The organism is Micromonospora sp. WMMC250 (assembly GCF_027460215.1).
In the GTDB taxonomy this organism is placed as follows: Bacteria; Actinomycetota; Actinomycetes; order Mycobacteriales; family Micromonosporaceae; genus Micromonospora; species Micromonospora taraxaci.
Map to the genome: position 1 here is coordinate 4,704,273 of NZ_JAPZBJ010000002.1, position 19,932 is coordinate 4,724,204.

Genomic DNA, 19,932 nt, shown 5'->3' on the forward strand with positions numbered 1-19,932 from the left:
GCTACCCCCCGTGACCGGCCGCCGCCGCCGCGTTCGCCGCCGTCGGCAGCGCGTCGGCGATGTGTTCCAGAGCGGCGTCGTCCAGCGCCGCCGACACGAACCACGACTCAAACGCGCTCGGCGGCAGGTAGACGCCGGCGGCGAGCATCGCGTGGAAGAACGCCTTGAACGCCGGCACCTGCTGGGTGCGCGCGCTGTCGTAGTCGACCACGTCGGCGTCGGTGAAGAAGATCGAGAACATGCTGCCCGCGTACGACAGACGGTGCGGGACCCCGGCGGCGGCCAGCGCGTCGGAGGCCAGCTTGCCCACTGTGGCGGCCGTCTGGTCGAGGCGCTGGTACAGCGCGTCGTCGGCGAGTCGCAGGGTCGCGAGCCCGGCGGCGCAGGCCAGCGGGTTACCGGAGAGCGTGCCGGCCTGGTAGACCGGGCCGGCCGGGGCGAGTCGCGCCATGATGTCCGCCCGCCCGCCGAAGGCCGCGGCGGGCAGGCCACCACCCATGACCTTGCCGTACGTCCACAGGTCGGCGTCGGAGGCGTCGAGGCCGTGCCACCCGGCGCGGGACACCCGGAACCCGGTCATCACCTCGTCCACCACGAGCAGGGCGCCGTGGGCGTGGGCGATCCGGGCGAGTTGCTGGTTGAAGCCGTCGCGAGGGGCGACCACACCCATGTTGCCGGCGGCCGCCTCGGTGATCACCGCCGCGATGTGCGGGCCCTCGGCGGCGAACGCCTCCTCGACGGCCCGGATGTCGTTGTACGGCAGCACGATCGTCTCGCTGGCCGCCGCGCCGGTCACGCCCGGTGAGTCGGGCAGGCCCAGAGTGGCCACGCCGGACCCGGCGGCGGCGAGCAGCGCGTCGACGTGCCCGTGGTAGCAGCCGGCGAACTTGACGATCTTCGAGCGGCCGGTGTAGCCGCGGGCCAGCCGGATCGCCGACATGGTGGCCTCGGTGCCCGAGTTGACCAGGCGGACCTGCTCCATCGGGGTCCGGTCGACCAGCTCGGCGGCCAACTCCACCTCGCCCGGGGTGGGAGTGCCGAAGCTGGTGCCCCGGGCGGCGGCGGCCTGCACGGCGTCCACCACCTCCGGGTGGGCGTGCCCGAGGATCAGCGGACCCCAGGAGCAGACCAGGTCGACGTAGCGGCGGTCGTCGGCGTCGTACAGCCACGCGCCCTCGCCACGGACCATGAAACGTGGGGCGCCGCCGACCGCCTGGAAGGCGCGCACGGGAGAGTTGACCCCGCCCGGCACGATGGCGCGGGCACGGTCGAACAGGGCCTCGGAGGCCGGCGCTTCGGCCGGGTAGCGGCCGGATCCGGCGGAAAAGATGTCGGTCACGATGCCGCCATTGTGTCAGCGGCGAACGGCCCACCAGCAGCCACCCCGCAGTCGGGTTACCAGGCTCACCCCCGGCCGGTGCCCGCCGACTGCGCCGACAGGAGGGCTCACGGTGTGGGCGGCGACGGGTCACTACCTGGGCGGCGACCGCCTACGGCCGGCACCTCGACGGCTCACGGCCTCGACAGGCCGGACCGGCCGGATCGCGCTAGGCTGACCGGGTGGATCGTGCCGAACTGTCCATCACGCTACACCGGACGGGCGACGAAGCTGTGCTTCGCCTGGCCGGTGAGATCGACATGCTCACGGCTGCGCAGCTCTCGACCGTGGTCAACGAGGTGCTGGCCGACCCGCCGCCGAAGATCGTCCTCGACCTCGGCGGCGTCACCTTCTGCGACTCGCAGGGCCTGGGCACCCTCGTCGTACTCAGCCGCAAGGCCAGCCACGCACAGAGCCTGCTGATGCTGACCCACGTCGGCGACTTCCTCATCCGGGTCCTGGACATCACCGGCCTCCGCAGCGCCCTGATGATCCGCAACGACCAGCCCACCGGCTGACCGGCCCGCCGCGTCAGGCGGTGTTGCCCCAACGGGCCTGCTCCAGCATTCGTACCGCCCGCTCCCGGGCCTCCCCGTCGTCGGAGCGCAGCACTGTCGTCGCCTCGTCGACCGCGTCGGTGAGCCTCCGCCACTGCGTGTCGCGCTCCCGGACCAGGTCCGACTGGGCGGCCAGCTGCCGGGTCTTCACCCACAGCTCGACGAAGACCGACACCTTGGCCCGCAGCACCCACGGGTCGAACGGCTTGGTCAGGTAGTCCACAGCGCCTACCTGGTAACCCCGGAGCGCGAGCTGGGCGTCCCGGTCGGCCGCCGTCAGGAAGATGATCGGCACGTGCCGGGTCCGCTCGCGGCGCTTGATGTGACTCGCCGTCTCGAAACCGTCCATGTCCGGCATCTGCGCGTCCAGCAGGATCACCGCGAAGTCGTCCACCAGGAGTTGCTTGAGCGCCGCCTCGCCACTCTCCACCGCGACGGACTGGACCGGCAGGCCCTGGAGGATGGCCTCCAGGGCCGTCAGGTTCTGCCGCCGGTCGTCCACGAGCAGCGCCTTGGCCATCTGGGTCACGAAGTCTCCTCGGTGCGGCTGCCGTTGATCCAGGACGACATCAACTCGATCAGATCGTCCAGGTCGACCGGCTTGGTGATGTAGTCGCTGCCCCCGGCAGCGAGCGCCGACTCACGATCACCAGGCATGGCCTTGGCGGTCAGGAAGACCACCGGCAGGTCGGCGAAGCGGTGGTTGCGGCGAATCTGGCGCGTGGTCTCGTAACCGTCCTGGTCGGGCATCATGGCGTCCATCAGCACGATGTCCACCTCCGGATGCTCGGCCAGCAGGCGGACACCGTCCGCCCCGTTGTCCGAGTACAGCACGGTCATCCCGTGCAGCTCCAACGCGCTGGTCAAGGCGAAGACGTTCCGGACGTCGTCGTCCACGATCAACACTGTGGCGCCGTCCAGTTGCCGGGTGGCCGGCGCCTCCGGCCGCTCCGGCAGCAGCTCCAGCGGCGGCATGAGCAGCGACGACGGCAGGCCGGCCCGCTGCGGAGACGGCGGCTGGGGCGCGACCACCGCGTCCGGAGCCAGCACCTGCGGCACGAACAGCGTGAACGTCGAACCCTGGCCGGGCGCCGACGACACGGTGATGGTGCCGCCGATCAACCGGGCCAGGTCACGGCTGATCGACAGACCCAGGCCGGTGCCGCCGTAGCGGCGGCTGGTCGTGCCGTCCGCCTGCTGGAACGCCTCGAAGATGATCGACAACTTGTCGTCCGAGATGCCGATCCCGGTGTCGATCACGGTGAAGGCGATCACCTGCTGGGCGTTGGTCAGCGCCGGCACGTCGAACACCGCGTTCTCCGCCGCCGGGGCGATCCGCAGCGTCACCGCACCGTTGTCGGTGAACTTCACCGCGTTGGAGAGCAGGTTGCGCAGGATCTGCTGCAACCGCTGCGCGTCGGTCACCAGCGCCGGCGGCAGATCCTTGCTCACCCGCACCTGGAAGTCCAGGTTCTTCTCCTCCGCCTGCGGCGCGAACGCCTGCTCGACGAAGCCGCGCAGCTCGGTGAAGCGGATCTCGGTCGGCTCGACGTCCATCCGACCCGCCTCGATCTTGGACAGGTCGAGGATGTCGTCGATCAGACGCAGCAGGTCGGAGCCGGACCCGTGGATGGTCCGGGCGAACTCGATCTGCTTCGGGCTGAGGTTCTGCTCCGAGTTCTCCGCCAGCAGGCGGGCCAGCAGCAGCAACGAGTTCAGCGGCGTACGCAGCTCGTGGCTCATATTGGCCAGGAACTCGGACTTGTAGGCCGACGCCCGGGTCAACTGCTGCGCCTTCTCCTCCAGGCCCAGCCGAGCAAGCTCGATCTCCCGGTTCTTCGTCTCGATGTTGCCCTTCTGCTCGGAGAGCAGCGTGGCCTTCTCCTCCAACTCGGCGTTGGTGCGCTGCAACTCCGCCGACTGCTCCTGCATCTCGTGCGCCAGGCGCTGCGACTGGGCCAGCAACTCCTCCGTACGCCGGTTGGCCTGGATGGTGTTGACCGCGATGCCGATGGTGAGCACCAACCGCTCCAGGAACGCGAGGTGCAGCTCGGAGAACGCCGACACGCTGGCGAACTCGATCACCCCGAGCAGCTCGCCCTCGAACAGGACGGGGAGCACCACCAGGTCGGACGGGGGTGTCTCGGCCAGACCGGAACGAAGGGTGAGCCTGCTGTTCGGCGAGGCGCTGACCCGGATCGTGCGACGGGACAACGCGGTCTGCCCGACCAACCCCTCACCCGGTCCGAAGGTGACGTCGGTGCCCCGCGCCACGTACCCGTAGGAGGAGGTCAGCCGCAGTCGCATGCTGCCGTCGGTGTCGTCGGCGAGGAAGAAGGCGCCGAGCTGGGCGTCGACCAGCGGCGTCACCTCCGTCATGATCATGCGGCAGACCTCGCCGAGGTCGCGCTGGCCCTGCAACAGGCCACCGATCCGGGCCAGGTTGGAGTCCAGCCAACCCTGCTCGGCGTTCTTCTTCGTCGTCTCCCGGAGGGTGACGATCATCTGGTTGATGTTGTCCTTCAGCTCGGCGACCTCGCCCTGCGCCTTGACCGCGATCCGCTGGGTCAGGTCGCCCCTGGTCACCGAGGTGGACACCTGGGCGATGGCCCGCAGCTGCGTGGTCAACGTCGAGGCGAGCTGGTTGACGTTCTCGGTGAGGTCCCGCCAGGTGCCGGACACGCCCTTCACCTGGGCCTGACCACCGAGCTTGCCCTCGATGCCCACCTCGCGGGCCACCCGGGTCACCTCGTCGGCGAACGACGACAACTGGTCCACCATCGTGTTGACAGTCGACTTCAACTCCAGGATCTCGCCCTGGGCGTCCACCGTGATCTTCTGGCTCAGGTCACCCTTCGCCACGGCCGTGGTCACCGAGGCGATGTTGCGGACCTGGCTGGTCAGGTTCGACGCCATCGAGTTCACGTTGTCGGTCAGGTCACGCCACGTGCCGGACACGCCCTTCACCTGGGCCTGACCACCGAGCTTGCCCTCGGTGCCCACCTCACGGGCCACCCGGGTCACCTCGTCGGCGAACGACGACAACTGATCCACCATCGTGTTGACAGTCGACTTCAACTCCAGGATCTCGCCCCGTGCGTCCACCGTGATCTTTTGCGACAGGTCACCCTTCGCCACCGCAGTGGAGACCTGCGCGATGTTGCGGACCTGGGCGGTCAGGTTCGACGCCATCGAGTTCACGTTGTCGGTCAGGTCACGCCACGTGCCGGCGACGCCGCGTACCTGGGCCTGGCCGCCGAGCTTGCCCTCGGTGCCCACCTCACGAGCCACCCGGGTCACCTCGTCGGCGAACGACGACAACTGATCCACCATCGTGTTGACAGTCGACTTCAACTCCAGGATCTCGCCGCGCGCGTCCACCGTGATCTTCTGCGACAGGTCACCCTTCGCCACCGCAGTGGTCACCGAGGCGATGTTGCGGACCTGGCTGGTCAGGTTCGACGCCATCGAGTTCACGTTGTCGGTCAGGTCACGCCACGTGCCGGACACGCCCTTCACCTGCGCCTGACCGCCCAGGTTGCCCTCTGTGCCCACCTCGCGAGCGACGCGGGTCACCTCGTCGGCGAACGACGACAACTGATCCACCATCGTGTTGACGGTGTTCTTCAGCTCCAGGATCTCGCCCTGCGCGTCCACGGTGATCTTCTGCGACAGGTCACCCTTCGCGACGGCGGTGGAGACCTGGGAGATGTTGCGGACCTGGCTGGTCAGGTTGCCGGCGAGCTGGTTGACGTTCTCGGTGAGGTCACGCCAGGTGCCGGACACGCCGCGCACCTGGGCCTGACCACCGAGCTTGCCCTCGATGCCCACCTCACGGGCAACCCGGGTCACCTCGTCGGCAAACGACGACAACTGATCCACCATCGTGTTGACGGTGTCCTTCAGCTCCAGGATCTCGCCCTGCGCGGCCACCGTGATCTTCTGCGACAGGTCGCCGCGCGCCACCGCCGTCGAGACCTGCGCGATGTTGCGGACCTGGGCGGTCAGGTTCGACGCCATCGAGTTGACGCTGTCGGTCAGGTCCTTCCAGGTGCCGGCCACGTTCGGCACCTCGGCCTGACCACCGAGCTTGCCCTCGGTGCCCACCTCGCGGGCCACCCGGGTCACCTGCTCGGCGAAGAGCCGCAGCGTGTCGGTGAGGTAGTTCATCGTGGCGGCCAGCTCGGCCACCTCGCCGCGCGCGCCGACCGTGATCTTCTGCGACAGGTCGCCCTTGGCCACCGCCGTCGCCACCTGCGAGATCGACCGCACCTGGCCGGTCAGGTTCGACGCCATGGTGTTCACCGAGTCGGTGAGGTCCTTCCAGGTGCCGGCGACACCACGGACGTCCGCCTGGCCGCCCAGCTTGCCCTCGGTGCCCACCTCACGGGCCACCCGGGTCACCTCGTTGGAGAACGAGGACAGCTGGTCCACCATCGTGTTCACGGTGCGCCCGATGCGCAGGTACTCACCGCGCAGCGGCCGACCGTCGATCTCCAACGCCATGTGCTGCGAGAGGTCCCCGTCCGCGACCGCCACGATGACGCGGGCGATCTCGGTGGTCGGTCGACCCAGGTCGTCGATCAGCGAGTTGATCGCCCGCTGCCCCTCCGCCCAGGAGCCGTCCAGCCCCTCGTCGTCCAGCCGCTCGGTGAGCCGGCCGTCCCGGCCGACGATCCGGCTGATCCGCCGCAGGTCCAGGTACTGCCGCTCCTGGAGCGAGACCACCTCGTTGAAGGCGTCCGCCACCTCACCGGCCGCGCCGGCGCGGCGGGGAAGCCGGACCTTCAGGTCGCCGCGACCGATCCGCCGCAGTGCCTCGGTCAACTCACCGAGGAGCGCCTCGTGGTCGGGCGCGGACGGATCCGCCACCGACTGCTTCGCCGTGGTCATCATTCCTCGCTCAACTCGGGGGCACCGGTCCGTGCGACACACCGGCACCCCATATTGTGCCCGCGCGAGCCGTCGTGCCAGGGTGCGCGACCCGCCAGGTGGCCGGGATCCCCACCGGGACCGTCTCGATGACGCTGGATCGGGCACGGCCCGCCGCAGACCTCGCAGGCGTGACCAACAGGCCCGGAATGCCTGTTCCGTGCGGGTGCTCACGGCGAGGCGGAGTCCGGACAGGGCCCAATTGCTCGCTCCGCCCGGCGGAAGGCTCGCGAGCGTGATCGGCTTGGCACCCGGCAGGGGGACGGTGGAGGATACGAGGGTGTCAGCCGAGACGGGGACGGCGACGACCGGGGCCCGGGACGGGGCGGTCCGGCGTGTCCGGCTGCCCGCAGATCGCCGTACGCCGGCCGCCGCCCGCGCCGTGGTCCGCTCGGTGTTGACCGAGTCACACCTGGACGAGCTGGTCAACGAGGCACTACTGCTCACCACCGAGCTGACCACGAACGCCGTGGAGCACGCCCGCACCGAGCTGGACATCGAGGTCGTCGCCGACGAGATCGGGCTGACCGTCACCGTCTCCGACTTCGCGCCCGGCTCCGGCGACGAGCTCACCGTCGGCGCCCGCAACGACTCCACCGAGATCAACGAGGTCTCCGAGCGGGGCCGTGGCCTCCTGCTGGTCGACCACTTCGCCAGCCGCTGGGGCACGACGTACCTGCCCACCGGGAAGGGCGTCTGGTTCCGGCTGGACCGCCCCGGCGCCGAGACGTCGGCCGAGGCCCTCGCCGTCGGCGCGTCGGCACCGACCAGCGCCGGCCCAGGCACGACAGCGGACAAGTCCGCGCCGAGCGCCAGCGCGATGAGCGAACTCATGCAGACCGCGCCCGACCTGTACGCGGACGACCCCCTGCCCGACTTCGCCACCAGCCTCCTCAGCCGGGTCGCCGAGATGGTGGGCGCGGCCGGCGGCACGATCCGCCTGGACCGGGGCGACGGGCAGGGTCGGCAGGTGTTGGCCCGCTTCGGTCGACCGCCCCGCCCCGGCAGTGAGCTGCTGCGGGTGCCGCTGACCGTGCACCGCCCGTACGCCGGTGAGCTGGAGTTGGACGCCGCGCCGTCGGCGTACGCCCGGCCGTTGGCGGTGCTGACCGCCGAGCGTCTGTCGCTGCACCTGGAGAACGACAGACTGCGCCGGGCCGACGTCCGCCGGCAGGTGTGGCTGACGTTCCTGGCCGAGGCGAGTGAGCTGCTCGCCCAGTCGTTGGACGTCGACCTGACCATGGCGCTGGTACCGCAGTTGGTGGTGCCTCGGCTCGGCCAGTGGTGCGCGGTGCACACCACCGACGAGTGGGGCCGGCTGCGGTTGGCGGCGGCCAGCCACGCCGACGAGTCGACGCTCCCGCAACTGCACAAGGTGTTGGCGGAGACCGGGCCGGATTCGATCCAGGCTCGCCTGCGCGAGGCGTCGCGCAGCGCGGCGCAGATCCCCCTGGGCGGGCCGATGGAGGGCTTCGCGGTCCCGCTGATCGCCCGTGGCCAGCGGCTCGGCACCCTGGCGGTGGGGCGGCACCAACGGCACCGGCACGACCCGGACGAGGTGGCCGTGTTGGAGGACGTGGCCCGGCGGGCCGCGTTGGCCATCGAGAACGCACGGATCCACGCCGAGCGCCGCCGTGTGGCGCAGACGCTTCAGCAGTCCCTGCTGCCGCCGGTGCTTCCCGTCGTGGACGGGATCGGTTTCGCCGCCGAGTACGTGCCGACCGGCGACGACGCCGAGGTGGGGGGCGACTTCTACGACGTGGTGCCGCTACCCGACGGGCGGTGGCTGGTGGTGATCGGTGACGTCTCGGGCAAGGGTGTCCAGGCCGCCGCGGTGACCGGGTTGGTCCGGGATGTGATCCGGGTGCTGGTCGGTGACGGTAAACCGTTGCCGGAGGTGTTGGCGCGGCTCAACGAGACGCTCGTCGAGCGGGGCGGCGGGCGATACTGCACGTTGGCGCTGGCGGCGGTGGGGCCTGGCGAGGGCGACACACTCGACGTGTCACTGCACCTGGCCGGGCATGACCGTCCGGTGCTGCTGTCGGCGGCGGGCGGTGCGGGGTTCTTCGGCACCGGCGGCACCGCGCTCGGCCTGCTCGACACGATCACGTCACCGACAGCGCAGATCGCGCTCTCGCCCGGCGACTCGCTGATCTTCTACACCGACGGCGTCACCGAGCGGCGACGGGGCCGGGAGCTGTTCGGCACCGACCGTCTGCGGGATGCCGCAGCGCCTCTGGCCGGTTATTCGGCCGACGTGGTGGCCGCCCGGCTGCGCTCCGCCGCGATCAACTTCTCGGCCGAGCCGCCCCGGGACGACATCGCCGTCCTGGTGCTGCGCAACGACGCCACGTGACCCGTCGCAGTCGGCCTGAGCCCGCCGCAGGCAGCTCGGCCCGTCGCACGCCGCCTGGCCCCGTCGCACGCCGCCTGGCCCGTCGCACGCCGCCTGGCTCGCCGTGCGAGGCCCACGAAGTTCGGGGCCGCTCGGTAGATTGACGCTCATGTCCATCGCCGCGCAGGCCACGCCGTACCCCCGGCGGGCGGTTCGGGCCCTGGTCACCGCGCAGCTGGCGACCATCGGCGCGTTCCTCGCCGTGCTGCTGCTCTACCTGGGTCGAATGGCGACCGCCGGTGTCGGCCCGGCCGAGATGCTGACCGGGGCCTACGACCCGAAGGACATGGTTCCGTTCGGGATGGACGGGGTGAACCCGTTCCTCTGGCTCTACGCCGTGGTCGGGATGCTCTACCTGGCCGGCGCGGTGCTAGGCCTGCCGTTGGCCATCGCCGCGGTGGCGGTGGTCGCCCGGGAGCGCGAAGCCCTGCCCCGGGTGCCGCGGGCGCTGCTGCTGACCGGGGCGGTCGGCGGCCTGCTGGTGCTGGTGGCCCGCTTCACCCCACCGCTGCTCGACATGCACAGCTGGTGGATGGACTGACCGGTCACAGACCGCCCGGGAGACGCCCGGGCGCGAGCCGGTGCTCCGGATCGAGGTGCTCCTTGGCCGCCCGCAGTCGGGTCAGGCCGGCCAGCTCGCCCCAGAGGTCGACGGCACGCCGCACCGCCGTCGGGGCGGAGACCACCACGCAGCGGCCCTGCCGGGCCAGCAGCACACTTCGGACGGCGGCCAGGATGGACGCCACCCGGTCGGGGGCCAGCGCTCCGGGCAGTGCCGCGTGCACCACGCCCAACCCGGCGGACCCGCGCACCGGCACCGGCGCACCGGCCGCGTCGCGCAACGCGTAGACGGCGGCGTGCAGGTCGCCGATCGGCACCTCAAGTCGTAGCGCGGTGTCGCCCGGGGCGAACGGGTACCGACGCCACCACGTCGGCGCGGAGTGGGCGATCGTCGCCTCCCCGTGCAGCAGACCGACCAGACGCTCGGCGCGTTCGGTGACGTCGGCGGGCCCGCCCTCCAACAGCACCACCAGGCTGCCCGCCCGCGACGGCGCACCGGCCCGGCCGGACATCGACGGGTGACGCTCCCGAGCGGTGGCGGCCGGATGGCCCGGCGGGTACGGATGACGAGGCCGAGGCATGCCTCCGGGCAGGTCCAGTTCGATGGCCGCGGGCTCCAGTCGGGCGGCGAGGATCGTCCGGACCAGGTCGTGCACCTCCAACGGTGTCCACACCGGACGGGACACCCACAGCCGGCTCGCCGGAACCGGCTGCACCCGCAGTGTCGCCGAGACCAGCACACCGAGCGCACCCTGGGAGCCGCAGAGCAGCCGGGCCAGGTCGAGCCCGGGCGCGCCACCTCCGGCGCTCACCAGCTCACCGTCGGCGGCGAGGTAACGGACACCGAGCAGTTGGTCGCACGGGCTGCCGTGACGGTGACTGAGCGGGCCCGCCTCGCCCGCGGCGAGCACCCCACCGACTGTCGCACCGGGCGAGGGGGCGTCCATCGCCAGCCGCTGCCCGGTGCGCTCCAGGGTGGCCTGCACGGCCCGCAGTGGTGTGCCGGCGCCCACCTCGGCGACCAGCGCGCCGACCGGCTCGTGACCGATGCCGGCCAGCCGGCCGGTGTCGAGCATGATGTCCACCTGCACCGGCGTGGCACCCCAGTCGATCTTGGTGCCGGCGCCCCTGGGCACCACCGCCAGGTCGTGCGCGGCAGCCAGCCGCAGCACCTCGGCCGCGGCGTGCGGACCACCCGGCACCGCCACCCACCGCGCCGGCCGCCCGGCGACCTCGTCGGCCGGCCCACCCAAACGGGAGAACGGTGGGCCACAGATGGCCGCCAATCGTCGGGTGATGTCGAGGGCTCCGGACCGGCCGAGGGAACTCGCTGCTGCCGCCATGGCGGCTATCGTACATGTGTTCGAAAGACGTGGTGAGGGCTATCGGGATGCCGCTGGTCCGGCGCAGGACGGGTGGCTGCCGGTAACGTGGCCGCCGTGACCACCGAGACTGCCCCGCCCGCGGCGAAGCGGGTGCCCAGCGAGCGCACCCACCACGGCGACACCGTCATCGACGAGTACGCCTGGCTCGCCGCCAAGGACGATCCGGAGACGATCGCTTATCTGACCGCCGAGAACGCGTACACCGACGCGCGCACGGCACACCTGGCCGAACTACGCGCCGCGCTGTTCGAGGAGACCCGTCAACGCACCCGGGAAACCGACCTGTCCGTGCCGACCCGCAAGGGCGGGCACTGGTACTACACCCGGACGGTCGAGGGGCAGCAGTACGGGGTGCACTGCCGCCGCGCGGTCCGCGACGGTGAGATCGACCCGCCGGTCAGCGCCGACGGCGCCCCCCTGGACGGCGAGGAGGTGCTGCTCGACGGCAACCTGCTGGCCGAGGGGCACGACTTCTTCTCGCTGGGCGCGTTCGACGTCAGCCCGGACGGTCGTTGGCTGGCCTACTCCACCGACTTCTCCGGCGACGAGCGGTTCACCCTGCGGGTGAAGGACCTGACCACCGGCGAGTTGCTGCCCGACGAGGTGCCCGACACCTTCTACGGCACGGCCTGGTCGTCCGACGCCTCGGTGCTGTTCTACGTGACGGTGGACGACGCCTGGCGGCCGAACCGGGTGTGGCGGCACAGCGTCGGTTCGGCCGCCGCCGACGACGTGGTGGTCCACCAGGAGGACGACGAGCGGTTCTGGGTCGGCGTGGAGCTGACCCGCTCGGAGAAGTTCATCCTGATCGACATCCACAGCAAGGTGACCAGCGAGGTGCTGGTGATCCCCGCCGGCAACCCGACCGGCGCGCCGGCCGCGATCGCCCCCCGACGCCAGGGCGTCGAGTACGCGGTGGAGCACCACGGGCACCGTTTCCTGATCCTGCACAACGACGGCGCGGAGGACTTCGCGCTGGCCTTCACCTCGGCGGACGCGCCGGGCGACTGGGTGCCGGTGATCGAGCACACCCCCGGCACCCGGCTGGAAGCCGTGGACGCCTTCGCCAACCACCTGGTGGTGTCGCTGCGCACCGAGGGACTCACCGGGCTGCGGGTGCTGCCGGTCGGCAGCGACGACTCGTACGACATCGACTTCCCGGAGCCGCTCTACAGCGTCGGGCTGGACGCCAACCCGGAGTACCGCACCGGGCAGGTCCGCCTGCGCTACTCCTCCCTCGTCACCCCCGACTCGGTGTACGACTACGACCTGGTCACCCGGCAGATGGTGCTGCGTAAGCAGAAGCCGGTGCTGCCCGGGCCGGACGGCCGGCCGTACGACCCCGCCGAGTACGAGCAGCACCGCGACTGGGCGCTCGCCGACGACGGCACCCGCGTGCCGATCTCCCTGGTCTGCCGCGTCGGTACGCCCCGGGACGGCTCGGCTCCCTGCGAGCTGTACGGCTACGGCTCGTACGAGGCCAGCATGGACCCGTGGTTCTCGGTGGCCCGACTGTCCCTGCTGGACCGGGGCGTGGTCTTCGCCGTGGCACACACCCGGGGCGGCGGTGAGCTGGGCAGGCGCTGGTACGACCAGGGCAAGCTGCTGGCCAAGAAGAACACCTTCACCGACTTCGTCGCCTGCGCCCGACACCTGGTCAAGGCCGGCTGGACGGCCAGCGACAGGTTGATCGCCCGGGGTGCCTCGGCGGGCGGCCTGCTGATGGGCGCCGTCGCCAACATCGCGCCGGACGCGTTCACCGGGGTGGTGGCGCAGGTGCCGTTCGTGGACGCCCTCACGTCGATCCTCGACCCGTCGCTGCCGCTGACCGTCACCGAGTGGGAGGAGTGGGGCAACCCGCTGGAGGACCCCGAGGTGTACGCGTACATGAAGTCCTACACGCCGTACGAGAACGTCACCGCCGTCGACTATCCGGCGATCCTCGCGGTCACCAGCCTCAACGACACGCGGGTGCTCTACTCGGAGCCGGCGAAGTGGATCGCCCGACTGCGGGCGGTCTCCCCGGGCGGTGACTACCTGCTCAAGACCGAGATGGGTGCGGGGCACGGCGGTCCGAGTGGTCGCTACGACGCCTGGCGCGAGGAGGCGTTCATCAACGCCTGGATCCTGGACCGGATCGGCCGCGCCTGACCGTGGGTGGTGGTCTCCTCCGGGTCGGGTTGCCGTGACATCCCGACCCGGAGTCGATCTGCTCCGCCTAGACTTCGGGGACGTGAGCGACGAGGCAGGCGAGGGGGGCGGCGATGCGGGCACCCCGGGCGCGGCCCGGCGCATGTCCGGTTGGATGATCCTCGCCGTCGTCGCCGTCGCACTGCTCGTCTGTTGCTGCTCGGCCGCCGTCGGGCTGCTGATCTCCTGGTCCGCCGGTCTCTTCCACGTTCCGACCTGAGCGGCGCGCTCGGCGTGGCAAGGCGTCATACGCGACCGGCACCCACCAGCGCGGCTGCCTCGCCGGTGCGCACCATCCGCTGCCAGCGCAGCCGGTTGCCGATCAACGCGGTGACCACCGACTGCACCACCACCAGGTACATCAGCTGCCGGTAGACCAGTTGCTGCAACGGCAGCGCCCACAGTGGGCCGTCCTGCCGACCACGCACCGTGACCGTCCGGTCATGGCACCGAAGACCCGATGGGCCGAGCCTCCGGTGCAGACAGCGGTGCCGCCAGCAGGGGTGTTACATCGACTCAGGTCGTGCGCAGCTCGTCCAGCGCGGTGCTGACGCGGAGGAAGAGCAGGCCGACGCCGACCGTCACCAGCACCGCGACCACCCCGCCGGCACCGAGCCAGGCCAGGTGCTCCAGCGGCACGGGAACGGCTCGGTGCACTGCCGGGAAGTGCACGATCCGGGTGTACTGACCGCTGGTGGCAGGGTCGGCGCAGAGCGCCGCAGTGGCCTCACAGACCGTGGTCGACCCACCTCCCGCTGACACCTCCGTGACGAGCCCTCGGCCGAGCAGGGTGCCCACGGTGAGCGCGAGCAGGATCGCCGGCACCGCCGGGGCGAACGCCTGCCAGGCCACCGAACGGCTCAGCGCGGCTCGGGGCACCCCGGTGGCGACCAACGCGGCGTACGCCCGCCGGCGGGCGACGATCCCCTCGACCAGCGCCACGATCAGGCCGCCGGCTGCGATCAGGATGGCCACCGCCACCGCCACGTCGACGAGATCCATTGTGGACAGGTAGAACGAGTCGGGGAGCTCGGCCGCACCGGCGAGCCGGCTCTGCTCCCGGTCGAGCTGGTCCTTCGTGGCGAAGTAGGCGCGCTGCACGGCCGCACCACCGCCGAAGATCAGGGCAGCGAGCAGCGCCGCGAACGTACGGCTGCCCGCCCACGGGTCGGCCATCAGCCGGCCCGCCGCGAGCAGGGCCGGGGGCCGGCGAGCGTATCGCCGCATCAGCTTCCCGCAGTGGTACGAGATCCAGCCGGTGCCGATCACCACACCGATCATCGCCGCGAGGGCACTCACCGCGAACAACACCGGGAGCAGCCGGCCAAGCACCGCGGCGTTGTCGCCGAACCGCTCGTACATCGGGCGGATCGCCGCGAACGTCACCACGCCGAGCCCGATCAGATAACCCGCCCACGGCCTCGGGCCGCGCTCGTGGGCGGCCTTGCGGCTCACGCCGAGCGGGCTGGTCGTGACCGTACGCAGCATCAGTGCGGTGACCAGCGCGGCGACGACCGGCAGACCGAGCACCACGGCGGTCACCGCCCCGGACGACGGCAGCACATCGGTGGGCAGGGCCAGTAGGCCGACCGCGTCCGGCCGGTGCAGCACCTCGCGACCGACCAGGTAGACGCCCAGCCCGGCGACCGTGCCGAGCAGGGCGGCCAGACCGGTCTCCAACACGGCCAGCCTGGTGACCTGGCCGGGGGTGGCACCGGCCAGCCGGATCGCGGCCAACCGACGGTCCCGTGCCGGCGCTCCGAGCCGGGCACACTGACCGGCCAGCGCCAGCACCGGAACCATCAGCATGAGCAGCGCGAACGTCGTGCCGCCGCGCAGTCCCGGTTCGCTCAACAGCGCGTTGTGGTACTGCTCGGACAACCTGTCCGGGTTCTCGGGCGTCGCCGCCGGCGTGCGGATGGCCAGCACGGTCAGCGCCGAGAGCCCGGCCAGGGTCGCCAGCAGGGCGCTGAGTGCGGTGAGCACCACCCGGGCGACGTCGGTGCGACTCCCGGCGAGCGCGAGGCGCACCAGCGTCGCCGCTCTCACCGGGTGCCGCCGACCATCGACACGTCGAGCCCCAGGCCCGTGTGGTCCACCACGCCGTCACGCAGCACAATTTCCCGATCGGCGTACGCGGCGATCCTCGGCTCGTGCGTCACCAGCACGACTGCGGTCCGCTGCTCGCGGGCGAGCCGAACCAGTTGGGTGAGGACCTGCTCACCGGTGAGCGTGTCCAGCGCGCCGGTCGGCTCGTCGGCGAAGAGCACCCGCGGCTCGGTCACCAGCGCCCGTGCCGTGGCGCAGCGTTGCTGTTGACCGCCGGACATCTCACCCGGTCGCACGTCGGCCACCTCGGCCACCCCGAACCGGTCCAGCCAGGTGAGCGCCGCCGTCCGTGCCTCTCGCCGCCCCGTGCCGGCGAGGAGCAGAGGAAGGGCGACGTTCTCCGCCGCGGTCAACTCGGCCACCAGCTGGCCGAACTGGAACAGCACCCCGAACTCGGTGCGCCGCAGCCGGGACCGGGCCGCCTCCGACCAGGTGTCGATGCGCTGGCCATGCCAGGCGACCTCGCCGGCGTCCGGGCGGAGGATCCCGGCCAGGCAGTGCAGCAGGGTCGACTTGCCGCAGCCGCTCGGGCCGGTGATGGCGACGATCTCACCCTCGGCCACGTCGAGCGTCACGCCGCGCAACGCGGGTGTCGGGCCGTACGCCCGAACCACGCCGCGAGCCTGGAGTTGCGTCACGGATGCACCTCCCGGTGCCAGTCGGCGACCCGGCCCAGGGTGGTGTGCAACCACCGCAGGTCCGCGTCGAGATGGGAGATCGCGAAGTCTGCCGCGACCACGTCGCTGAGGGTGGCGGTCGGGTCGGCCTTGACGGTGGTCAGCTCACGCAGGCGCGCGGTGTGCGCGGCGCGCTGGGCGATCAGGTAGGACCGGGCCCGGTCGACGTCGGCGACCAGGAGCGCCACCACGACCTTGGCGAAGAGCGTGCTCGCCACGTACGGCATGGGTGGTTCCACAGTGGAGAGCCACTGGTCCAGTGTGGTCCGCCCGTGGTCGGTCAGCGCGTAGGCCGTGCGGTCCGGCCCTCCCGCGCGATCCTGCCCGGCGGCGGCCACCAGGCCGTCGCGTTCGAGGCGACCGAGAGTGGCGTAGACCTGCCCGAAGGCCAACGGCCGCGCCCTCGGCAGCCGCTCGTCGTGCGCACGCTTCAGCTCGTAACCGTGCCGGCTGCCAGCAGCCAACAACCCGAGCAGAACATGCGGCGTGGACACACCGCCCACTATTCACCCAGCGAATACCCAAGTCAACCACCCACCCCGCCCCCACCCCACACCCCGCGCACCGCCCCCACCCCTCCCCTCCCCGCCCCTCCGCCCCTCCGCCCCGGTGATCAAGAGCTTTGCGTCACGAACGCGCCGCGATCTGACGCAAACCTCTTGATCACCGGGCGAGGGGGCCGGGGTGGGGGTGGGGGTGGGGGCCGGGGTGGGGGCCGGGGTGGGGGCCGGGGTGGGGGTGGGGGTGGGGGTTCGAGGTCAGGGGGTTGGGGTGGGCCAGGTGGGGATGCGGCCGGTCTGGATCAGGAGGTGGGCCAGGTCGGGGCGGTCGGTCGGGGTGGTGGGGTGGGTGACCGGGTCGGCGAAGACGCCCATCTTGCGGGCGGTGGGGCCCAACTGTTCGACCACCCCGTGCAGCTCGGCCACCGCCTCCGGGGCCGGCTGGTACGGCTGGTCGGTGGCGACGGCGAGGTCCCAGCCGTGCACGGTCAGGTCCAGCAGAGCCATCCCGCCCACGACGGTCTGCGGCAGGCCCATACCCGGCGACACACCCTCCAGTGTGGACGGATGTGACCACGCCGCGACCAACCGGTCGGTCTCCACCTCGAACCGGTCCCGCCAGCCTTCACCGAGGTGGTCGGGCTTCTCGGCCCATTCCACCGGCCGCTTCGCGGCCAGCCCCTGGAAGTTGACCACCACTTCGAAGAGGTGGTTGAGCAGGTCACGCACCACGTAGTCGCGGCAGGGCGTGGGCAGGTCGAGCTGGTCGTCGCTGATGCCCCGCACCACGTCGACGGTTCGCGGCGCCGCAGCCGCCAGCAGATCGCTAGTCTGAGTGGTCATAGGGCCAGCGTATGAGGGCGGTCTTGAACAAATGCGACAGCGACCGCGTGGCGACAGCCGGGGAATTCTCGACCCCGGGCGCATGCTGCGCGAGGTGCGCTTCCGACGACACCTGCCGGCGGTGCCGCTACGCCCCTGGGTCGAGCACTACTGGCTGATCGACTGGGCGTTGCACACACCGTTCGAGCAACGGGTCGTGCCGCACCCGGCGGTGAACGTGGTGTTCCGGCGGGACGGCGACGGCGACGGCTACGGCAGCGGCGACGGCAGCGGCAGCGGGGCCGCGTCCGGCGAGGTGGCGGGTGTGGGTCGTGACCTGTTCCGGATCACCCTGACCGGCACCGGCCGCGTCTGCGGGGTGCAGTTCCGCCCCGGCGGCTTCCACCCGTTCTGGCAGCGTCCGGTGAGTGAGCTGACCGGCCGGCGGGTGCCGCTGCCCACGGGCCACCTGGCATCCCCCGGGATCGGCATGTGCGCGGGCACCGACGAGGAGCGTTGCGAAGCCCTGGACGCCCTGCTCAGCGCCTGGGAGCCCACCCCCGATCCGATGGCCGAGGAGGCCACCCGGCTGGCCGAGGCGATCCGCACCGACCGGACGGTGCTGCGGGTCGGCGACTTCGCCGCGCGGCACGACGTCCCGGTCCGCCGGTTGCAGCGGCTGTTCCTGGAGTACGTGGGCGTCGGGCCGAAGTGGGTGATCCGCCGCTACCGACTTCAGGAGGCCGTCGAACAGGCCGCCGGCGGCCCTCTCAGCTGGGCGGACCTTGCCGCCGACCTCGGTTACAGCGACCAGGCCCACCTGGTGCGCGACTTCACCGCGGTGGCCGGGGTGTCTCCCGCCGCGTACGCCCGGTCGGTGCGCTGACCACCAGGGCTCAGCGGCGACGCAGGACGACCACTGCGACGTCGTCCTGGATCTCCGGTGGGGCCAGCTCCACCAGCAACCGGGCGCAGAAGCGGTCCAGATCCTCGTCGACAGTGGTGGAGACCCCGGCGAGGGCGGCCAGCCCCTCGTCGATCGTCGCGTCTCGTCGCTCGATCAGCCCGTCGGTGTAGAACACCAGCGTGGCCCCGGCCGGCAGCACGAACTCCAGGTCGGGCGGGCGAGGTGCCCGGACGCCGAGCAGCGGTGCGGAGTGCTGCACGAACTCGACCTTGCCGTCCATGCTGAGCACCGGCGGAAGGTGCCCGGCGCTGGCCAGCCGGACCCGACCGGTCGGCGGGTGCAGCAGCAGTACGCAGAGCGTGGCCAACTCGTTCGGCAGCAGTGTCCGCATCAGCTCGTTGACCCGGTGCAGGATCTCGCCGGGCTGGTGCCCCTCGACCGCGTACGCCCGCACCGCGTGCCGCAGCTCCGCCATCACTGTCGCCGCGTGCAGCGAGTGGCCGGCCACGTCCCCGATCGCCAGCAGCAGGTGGCCGTCGAGCATCACCAGTTCGTAGAAGTCGCCGCCCACCTCGGTCTGGGCGCTGGCCGGCTCGTAGCGCACCGCGAGGTCCAGTCCGGCGACGGTGGGCAGCCCGCGCGGGAGCAGGCTGCGTTGGAGGGTGACCGCGATCCGGTGCTCCTCGTCGAACGAACGCTGCCCCTCCACGGCCGCCGCCACCGCCTGAGCGAGCTGCTTGAGCACGGGGGTCCGAGCGGTCTGGGTGGCGGTCGGGACCACCACGTACAGCGGGGCTCGGTCCTCGCGCAGCCGGGCGGCGGCGATTGTCACCGTGTCGTCCGTCGGCCACTCGACCAGTGCCCAGCTCTCCGGGGCCTGCACCCGGACAGTGGCGCCGGTCGGCACACCGGTGTCGTCGACCACCCACGGCACCACGGAGGCCGGTGCGCCGGGGCCGGCGCAGATCCCCGCGAGACAGTCCCCGTCGAACGTCTCGGCGATCACCGCCGCCGGGCTCTTGAAGATCTGTGCGGCGCCTTCCGCGGCGGCCTCCAGCAGGCGCGCGAAGGTCGGGGCGGCGTGCACCGACACTGTCGTGTCGGCCAGGCCGAGCAGCCGCTCGGCGAGCAGTTCGGCGCGTTGCCGGGCCTGGTAGTAGCGCAGGACCGCCCGCGTGGTGGCGATCAACTCTTCCGGCTCGATCGGCTCGGTCAGGTACGCGTCCGCGCCCCGGGTCAGCCCCTGGGCCCGGTCGGCCACGTCCACGGCGTGCGCCGACACGTGGATCACCGGCATCGCCGGGTGACGGGCCTTGATCTGTTCGCAGACCTCGTAGCCGCTGAGGTCGGGCAGCCGGACGTCGAGGACGACGAGGTCGATCCGGTCCACCTCGACCCGGGCCAACGCCTCGGCGCCGTTCTCGGCCTCGAGCACCGTGAAGCCAGCCCGGGTCAGCCAACTGACCAGCAGATAGCGCTTGGTACGACTGTCATCGACCACCAGGACGGTCGTCGGCAT

Annotated in this window: 16 protein-coding genes; 6 read left to right on the forward strand and 10 right to left on the reverse strand. The window is 71.6% G+C overall.

Annotated elements, in window-relative coordinates; translation table 11 throughout:
- Position 1: 1 nt before the first annotated feature.
- Positions 2 to 1,339: a glutamate-1-semialdehyde 2,1-aminomutase gene (gene hemL, locus O3438_RS21095; RefSeq protein WP_269681553.1), complete on the reverse strand. Its 1,338-nt coding sequence runs from the start codon at positions 1,337 to 1,339 to the stop codon at positions 2 to 4.
- 221 nt (positions 1,340 to 1,560) lie between these two features.
- Between hemL and O3438_RS21100 the strand changes: the two genes are divergently transcribed.
- Complete coding sequence (locus O3438_RS21100) at positions 1,561 to 1,896, forward strand: STAS domain-containing protein (protein ID WP_088951070.1); 336 nt, start codon at positions 1,561 to 1,563, stop codon at positions 1,894 to 1,896.
- Between the two features lie 13 nt (positions 1,897 to 1,909).
- Here O3438_RS21100 and O3438_RS21105 read toward each other — a convergent pair whose 3' ends face one another.
- Together O3438_RS21105 and O3438_RS21110 are read right to left on the reverse strand one after the other, a co-directional pair.
- Positions 1,910 to 2,464, reverse strand: a complete 555-nt coding sequence (locus O3438_RS21105; RefSeq protein WP_088986812.1) for a response regulator — start codon at positions 2,462 to 2,464, stop codon at positions 1,910 to 1,912.
- On the reverse strand, positions 2,461 to 6,828 hold the full coding sequence (locus tag O3438_RS21110) for a HAMP domain-containing protein (protein WP_088991270.1): 4,368 nt from the start codon (positions 6,826 to 6,828) through the stop codon (positions 2,461 to 2,463). The genes O3438_RS21105 and O3438_RS21110 overlap by 4 nt, the downstream gene beginning before the upstream one ends.
- 319 nt (positions 6,829 to 7,147) lie before the next feature.
- On the opposite strand from O3438_RS21110, the gene O3438_RS21115 reads away from it, so the two are divergent.
- Together O3438_RS21115 and O3438_RS21120 are read left to right on the forward strand one after the other, a co-directional pair.
- The gene (locus O3438_RS21115; protein WP_269681554.1) at positions 7,148 to 9,223 is read left to right on the forward strand and encodes a SpoIIE family protein phosphatase; all 2,076 of its coding nucleotides are present in this window, start codon (positions 7,148 to 7,150) and stop codon (positions 9,221 to 9,223) included.
- Between the two features lie 148 nt (positions 9,224 to 9,371).
- The gene (locus O3438_RS21120) at positions 9,372 to 9,803 is read left to right on the forward strand and encodes a hypothetical protein (RefSeq protein ID WP_269681555.1); all 432 of its coding nucleotides are present in this window, start codon (positions 9,372 to 9,374) and stop codon (positions 9,801 to 9,803) included.
- Positions 9,804 to 9,807: 4 nt separating this feature from the next.
- Here the strand turns inward: O3438_RS21120 and O3438_RS21125 are convergent, their stop codons facing one another.
- Positions 9,808 to 11,166 carry an FAD-binding oxidoreductase gene (locus tag O3438_RS21125; protein ID WP_269681556.1) on the reverse strand — a complete coding sequence of 453 codons (1,359 nt, stop codon included), beginning with the start codon at positions 11,164 to 11,166 and terminating at the stop codon, positions 9,808 to 9,810.
- A gap of 96 nt (positions 11,167 to 11,262) precedes the next feature.
- Here O3438_RS21125 and O3438_RS21130 point away from each other — a divergent pair, with 96 nt between their 5' ends.
- Together O3438_RS21130 and O3438_RS21135 are read left to right on the forward strand one after the other, a co-directional pair.
- A complete protein-coding gene (locus O3438_RS21130; protein WP_269681557.1) occupies positions 11,263 to 13,359 on the forward strand; it encodes a S9 family peptidase in 2,097 nt (698 codons plus the stop codon).
- Between the two features lie 82 nt (positions 13,360 to 13,441).
- Entirely contained in the window at positions 13,442 to 13,618 is a 177-nt protein-coding gene (locus O3438_RS21135; RefSeq protein WP_269681558.1) for a hypothetical protein, read from the forward strand.
- 25 nt (positions 13,619 to 13,643) lie between these two features.
- Here O3438_RS21135 and O3438_RS21140 read toward each other — a convergent pair whose 3' ends face one another.
- The 5 genes from O3438_RS21140 to O3438_RS21160 all read right to left on the reverse strand — a co-directional run bounded on the left by O3438_RS21140 (position 13,644) and on the right by O3438_RS21160 (position 17,527).
- On the reverse strand, positions 13,644 to 13,826 hold the full coding sequence (locus O3438_RS21140; RefSeq protein WP_269683856.1) for a hypothetical protein: 183 nt from the start codon (positions 13,824 to 13,826) through the stop codon (positions 13,644 to 13,646).
- Between the two features lie 88 nt (positions 13,827 to 13,914).
- Positions 13,915 to 15,447, reverse strand: coding sequence for an FtsX-like permease family protein (locus tag O3438_RS21145; RefSeq protein ID WP_269681559.1), 1,533 nt, complete (start codon positions 15,445 to 15,447; stop codon positions 13,915 to 13,917).
- Positions 15,444 to 16,145 carry an ABC transporter ATP-binding protein gene (locus tag O3438_RS21150; protein ID WP_269681560.1) on the reverse strand — a complete coding sequence of 234 codons (702 nt, stop codon included), beginning with the start codon at positions 16,143 to 16,145 and terminating at the stop codon, positions 15,444 to 15,446. Before O3438_RS21150 ends, O3438_RS21145 begins: the two co-directional genes overlap by 4 nt.
- Complete coding sequence (locus tag O3438_RS21155; RefSeq protein WP_269681561.1) at positions 16,142 to 16,678, reverse strand: PadR family transcriptional regulator; 537 nt, start codon at positions 16,676 to 16,678, stop codon at positions 16,142 to 16,144. Before O3438_RS21155 ends, O3438_RS21150 begins: the two co-directional genes overlap by 4 nt.
- 264 nt (positions 16,679 to 16,942) lie before the next feature.
- Positions 16,943 to 17,527, reverse strand: a complete 585-nt coding sequence (locus tag O3438_RS21160; RefSeq protein WP_269681562.1) for a TIGR03086 family metal-binding protein — start codon at positions 17,525 to 17,527, stop codon at positions 16,943 to 16,945.
- 31 nt (positions 17,528 to 17,558) lie between these two features.
- Between O3438_RS21160 and O3438_RS21165 the strand changes: the two genes are divergently transcribed.
- Entirely contained in the window at positions 17,559 to 18,392 is an 834-nt protein-coding gene (locus tag O3438_RS21165) for a helix-turn-helix domain-containing protein (RefSeq protein ID WP_269681563.1), read from the forward strand.
- Positions 18,393 to 18,402: 10 nt separating this feature from the next.
- On the opposite strand, the gene O3438_RS21170 is transcribed toward O3438_RS21165, so the two are convergent.
- On the reverse strand, positions 18,403 to 19,932 hold the full coding sequence (locus tag O3438_RS21170) for a SpoIIE family protein phosphatase (RefSeq protein WP_269683707.1): 1,530 nt from the start codon (positions 19,930 to 19,932) through the stop codon (positions 18,403 to 18,405).

Bases quoted from the DNA above. Each gene is read 5' to 3' on its own strand.
- O3438_RS21110 (WP_088991270.1), bottom strand. From the start codon at position 6,828: ATGACCACGGCGAAGCAGTCGGTGGCGGATCCGTCCGCGCCCGACCAC.
- O3438_RS21125 (WP_269681556.1), bottom strand. From the start codon at position 11,166: ATGGCGGCAGCAGCGAGTTCCCTCGGCCGGTCCGGAGCCCTCGACATC.
- O3438_RS21120 (WP_269681555.1), top strand. From the start codon at position 9,372: ATGTCCATCGCCGCGCAGGCCACGCCGTACCCCCGGCGGGCGGTTCGG.
- O3438_RS21170 (WP_269683707.1), bottom strand. From the start codon at position 19,932: ATGCCGACGACCGTCCTGGTGGTCGATGACAGTCGTACCAAGCGCTAT.
- O3438_RS21165 (WP_269681563.1), top strand. From the start codon at position 17,559: ATGCGACAGCGACCGCGTGGCGACAGCCGGGGAATTCTCGACCCCGGG.
- O3438_RS21160 (WP_269681562.1), bottom strand. From the start codon at position 17,527: ATGACCACTCAGACTAGCGATCTGCTGGCGGCTGCGGCGCCGCGAACC.